The organism is Corynebacterium striatum ATCC 6940 (genome assembly GCF_000159135.1).
Lineage (GTDB): Bacteria > Actinomycetota > Actinomycetes > Mycobacteriales > Mycobacteriaceae > Corynebacterium > Corynebacterium striatum.
The window spans coordinates 102,008-105,922 of sequence record NZ_GG667519.1; the positions used below are offsets into that span (position 1 = coordinate 102,008).

Annotated in this window: 3 protein-coding genes and 1 pseudogene; 2 read left to right on the forward strand and 2 right to left on the reverse strand. The window is 62.0% G+C overall.

The window, feature by feature from the left end; genetic code table 11:
- Both HMPREF0308_RS00420 and HMPREF0308_RS00425 read left to right on the forward strand, forming a co-directional pair.
- Nucleotides 1-1,345, forward strand: a 1,345-nt coding sequence (locus HMPREF0308_RS00420; RefSeq protein ID WP_005527683.1) for a type I restriction-modification enzyme R subunit C-terminal domain-containing protein, incomplete at its 5' end; no start/stop codon positions are given.
- Between the two features lie 93 nt (nucleotides 1,346-1,438).
- Nucleotides 1,439-1,954 (forward strand): DUF1990 domain-containing protein, encoded by a 516-nt coding sequence (locus HMPREF0308_RS00425; protein WP_114975918.1) that lies wholly within the window; start codon nucleotides 1,439-1,441, stop codon nucleotides 1,952-1,954.
- Between the two features lies 1 nt (nucleotide 1,955).
- On the opposite strand, the gene HMPREF0308_RS00430 is transcribed toward HMPREF0308_RS00425, so the two are convergent.
- Entirely contained in the window at nucleotides 1,956-3,368 is a 1,413-nt protein-coding gene (locus tag HMPREF0308_RS00430) for a type III PLP-dependent enzyme domain-containing protein (RefSeq protein WP_005527685.1), read from the reverse strand.
- Nucleotides 3,365-3,915: pseudogene (locus HMPREF0308_RS13810) on the reverse strand (FAD/NAD(P)-binding protein); the annotation flags it as partial. The pseudogene HMPREF0308_RS13810 and the gene HMPREF0308_RS00430, both read right to left, overlap by 4 nt.

The window sequence follows — 3,915 nt, forward strand, 5'->3', positions numbered from 1 at the left end:
TGCGAGTGGGCTCGATGTCGCGGTGAGCGTGGACATGCTCGATACCGGTATCGATGTACCTGAAGTGCTCAACTTGGTCTTTTTCAAACCCGTCCATTCGCCGGTGAAATTCTGGCAGATGGTGGGGCGCGGCACACGACTATGTCCTGACCTCTTTGGTCCTGGCGCAGATAAGCAGGAGTTCTTCATCTTCGACTATTGCGACAACATCGATCAGTTCGAAGGAACAGAAGATTTCAGCTCAGCTACAGGCTCAAAGCAAACCTCAATAGTTGAGCGGGGCTTCGCGAAGCGTATTTTGCAGCTTCAGTATCTCGAGGGAGAAGATCGGGCCGCAGTAGTGGAGAGCCTTCTTGCGGACCTCCGTTCGGTTCCGGAAGACAGCGTGCTCGTGCCTCCTGCCTCCAAACCATACTTAGCGAGGTATAAAGTCTCTGGTGCCTGGAATGGCATCCGAGGTGACGCAGCCAGCCTTGCCATTGATCACCTCGCGCATTTGCCCATGGCGCGTGCCGGTGAGGAAGAACAGGCGCGACGCTTCGACTTGTTGTTGTGGACTCTCGAACTTGGCTTGTTCGAACCAGACCCACGTCAAGTACCGAATTTTAAGAAACTGGCGGTGCTCGTTGAGGCCTTGCTCGATAAAACCACTATCCCTGCTGTCGCGCAGCAGGCCCCGCTGCTGGAGGAAATGTCTGCTCCGGATTGGTCAACGAACGCTACCTACGAGGAGCTCGAGCTTGCGCGTCGGGCCTTGCGTGGACTTATCAAGACGATTGACCGTGGTAAGCGAAAAGCAGTCATCACCGACTTCGAGGACGAGCTTGGCGGTCTCACGGCAGTAGAAGTGACCGCGACAGGCGGTACGGAAATCGAGGCTTCTGTCGTGGAGGAACGCCTACGCCAAGCCCTCGAGGCGGAAGCTGCGACCAACCTGTCCTTGCGTAAATTGCGGTCGGGCAAGCCTATTAATACGTACGATGTTGATGAGCTTGAGCGTCTGGTGGCAGAGTGCCACGTTGAAGGCGCTGAACAGCTACGTGAATCTCATGTCGAGGAATCGATCGGACGCTTCTTGCGCGGAATCGTGGGGATGGATGAGCCGGCCGTGCGCGCTGAATTTGATGCCATTCTTGCAGATACCACGCTGAATTCTGTGCAGATTCAATTCGTGGATCTGCTGGTGGGTTACATTGCGCGCAATGGTGTTCTTGAGACAGCAGAGCTAACGTGGCCACCGTTTGATGAATATGGCAACGTGGTTGACATTTTCTCGGACAAAACGGTGCGCGCCATCGGGCAGGGAATCCGCCAGCTGACGCTGAGCGCGTATGCAGCTTCGTAAGCGACAACAGTCGATGCGCGTCGGCGCTACTGTCTTACTGCGTTAGCCACAACGCGGTCCGGGAGTGTCAATCTCGTATGGGATACTCGCAGTATGGCAGCAAAGTCATCGATGTCGTATCCCAAAAAACTGCATCTGGCTAGCCTGGCCTTGGCAGACGGCGCTTCTCGTGAGGAGCTAGGACTTGGCGCTACGTGGCGGATTGTCGACGAAGCGCGCGTTCTGGGGACAGGGGAGGAGGGCTTCATTCGTGCGAGTGCCGCGCTGCTGGAGTTTCGTGCACATCGTCATGCCGGCGTCCACGTGCGGCGCGACGGCGCAGAACCAGACGTGGTGTGGCTGCGCGTGGGCCCGACGCTCTCGCCGTGCCGCATTCTGCATGTGGAGCGCGCCCCGCGACGGACTGTCCTCGTCTATGGGACGCTGCCCGGGCACGTTGAGTGTGGCGAAGAGGCGTTCCTCATCGAGCATCGCGCCGATGGCAGCGTCGTAGGCAGGTGCGTCGCGTTTTCCCGCCCCGATCGCTGGTTCGCGCGGCTGGCTCCGCACCTCGCGGCCGCCGCGCAGAGCCTCGTTACCCGGCGCTATCTAGCGGGGATGGGGCGCTAGCTCACACGCGAATCCACTCGCGGTCGATGGCGTCGAGCTCCCACGCTTCGGCCTCCGTGCGCACGACGTTGCGCGCCAAGGGGATTTGGTGCGAGGCAGACTCGAGGATGTGCATGAAGTAGCCCGCGGTGTTCGGAATAGCGAGGGTATCTCCCACGGCGATGCCGTCTGGAAAATCCAGGGCACGCCGCAGGATGACTTCGTCTTCGATGCAGTAGGCGCCCACCAGGAACCCGGTGCGGGGCGCGCGCTCGACCTCTCCGGCTGTGGGGACGAGGAAGGGATCGAGGAGGAGGTCATCGGCGGCCGTGCGGCATTGCGTGCGGTTCATCGCGAGGCCGATGAGGGGTAGCCCGTCCGAGCGCTCTTTGAGGAAGGACACCTCTGCGAGAATCATTCCGCACCCATCGAGCAGGCTGCGTCCCGGCTCGAGGTGAAGCGCGATGGAGTGTTCGCGCAGCGCGGTCGCAGCGGTGCCGTAGCCGGACACCTTGCCCTTGAGCAACTGGGTGAACCACTCGCCGCGCGTGGGCGTTTGCCAGAACGGATACGTGTTGGTGAGCGGATCATTTTTCCACGTAAAGGGTTCGCCCGTTCCCGCGCGCTGGCGTTCGATGCGGTCGCGGTACTGCTCCCATTGTGTCTCGTGGAGGAGATAGCTCATGGGAACGCCTCCGCCGATGTCGATGAAGCTCGCGGGATGACCGGCCGCGCGCAGCGCCTCCACGAGCGTGATGGCCTCGGCGAGAGCGAGACGGCGGTCGGATTCGGCGTACCCGTGGAGATGAACATGGACGCCGACTGCCTCGACGGTGTCAGGCCAGTCGATGCTGCGCCAGACGTCGAGCCGTTCGCCGAAGCGCGTTGGCGGCAATACGGTGGGATCCGGTGCCAAGCGGGGAGCGATGCGCGCTGGGGTACCGAGGGCGGCGATACGTGCCAGCTCGTCGCGGCTATCGCAGGAGATCACCACGCCGGCTTTCACCGCCGTGCGCAACAGCCGCTCATCCTTGATGGCCGCGCTGAGAATGACATCTTTCGGTGGGACGCCAACGGCGAGGACCTGGCGCAGTTCGTTGAGGCTCGCCACATCGACGCCGTGGCCAGCAGCCCGCGCCGCGCCGACGAAGGCGAGCGCTTTGTTGGCCTTGCGCGCAAAGAAAACACGGGTGTCGACGCCGAGTGCTGTCCCCGCGTCGACGAGTTCGGCAGCATTCCGCGCCAAAGGCCGGGGATCAAGAACGTTGACGGGCGAGCCGTGCTTTTCGATAAGTGCCCGAACGGCGTGCGGATCTGCGATAAGTTCCTGCATCCACGGCTCGAGACGGGGCGCGAGCGGCACCGTTCCGTGGACGGCGAGCGGACGCGGCGGCTCCGTGGGCTGACCTGGCTTCTGCGACGGCGAGGCTGTCATGGGTGTCCTACTTTCTCCGCCCACTGCGGGATATCTGAATGCACGGTGCGATTGAGCGAGTCATGCCCCGGAAGCTCACGCTCGTTCATGCGCCCGATGGTGACGACTCCAGGCACGTCTTGGAACGGCGCGGGTTGGCCCTGCGGCGCAATCGTGGCGTCGATGAGTACGTCTATGTGCGGGCCATGCCCCTCGAGCCACGCGTCGATGACATCAGGGCGGCCCAGATAGGTGGTGTCGACAATCCTAGAGTCGATGAGGGAAAGCACCGCGTCAGCCGTCACCGGCGGCGGTCCGAACGCCACACGCTCAAGCGTCCGCGCGAGTTCGACGAAGCCATGAATCGGACCGGCCTGCGCATGCGTGTCGACGAATTCTTGGAACAATCCCCGAAACGCGGCGCCGACGGCAGCAGCCGGAGTCAGTGCGTGCTCGCCACGCGCCACGGCCAGGGAAGTCCGAAACTCGGCCACGGCATCACCCGTGAAATCCTCGCCAACGAGCACCTCGGCGAGTGATTCTTCTGAGAAATCTCGCAGTGACTGAG

Coding starts and splice junctions, on each gene's coding strand:
- HMPREF0308_RS00425 (WP_114975918.1), top strand. CDS start 1,439: ATGGCAGCAAAGTCATCGATGTCGTATCCCAAAAAACTGCATCTGGCT.
- HMPREF0308_RS00430 (WP_005527685.1), bottom strand. CDS start 3,368: ATGACAGCCTCGCCGTCGCAGAAGCCAGGTCAGCCCACGGAGCCGCCG.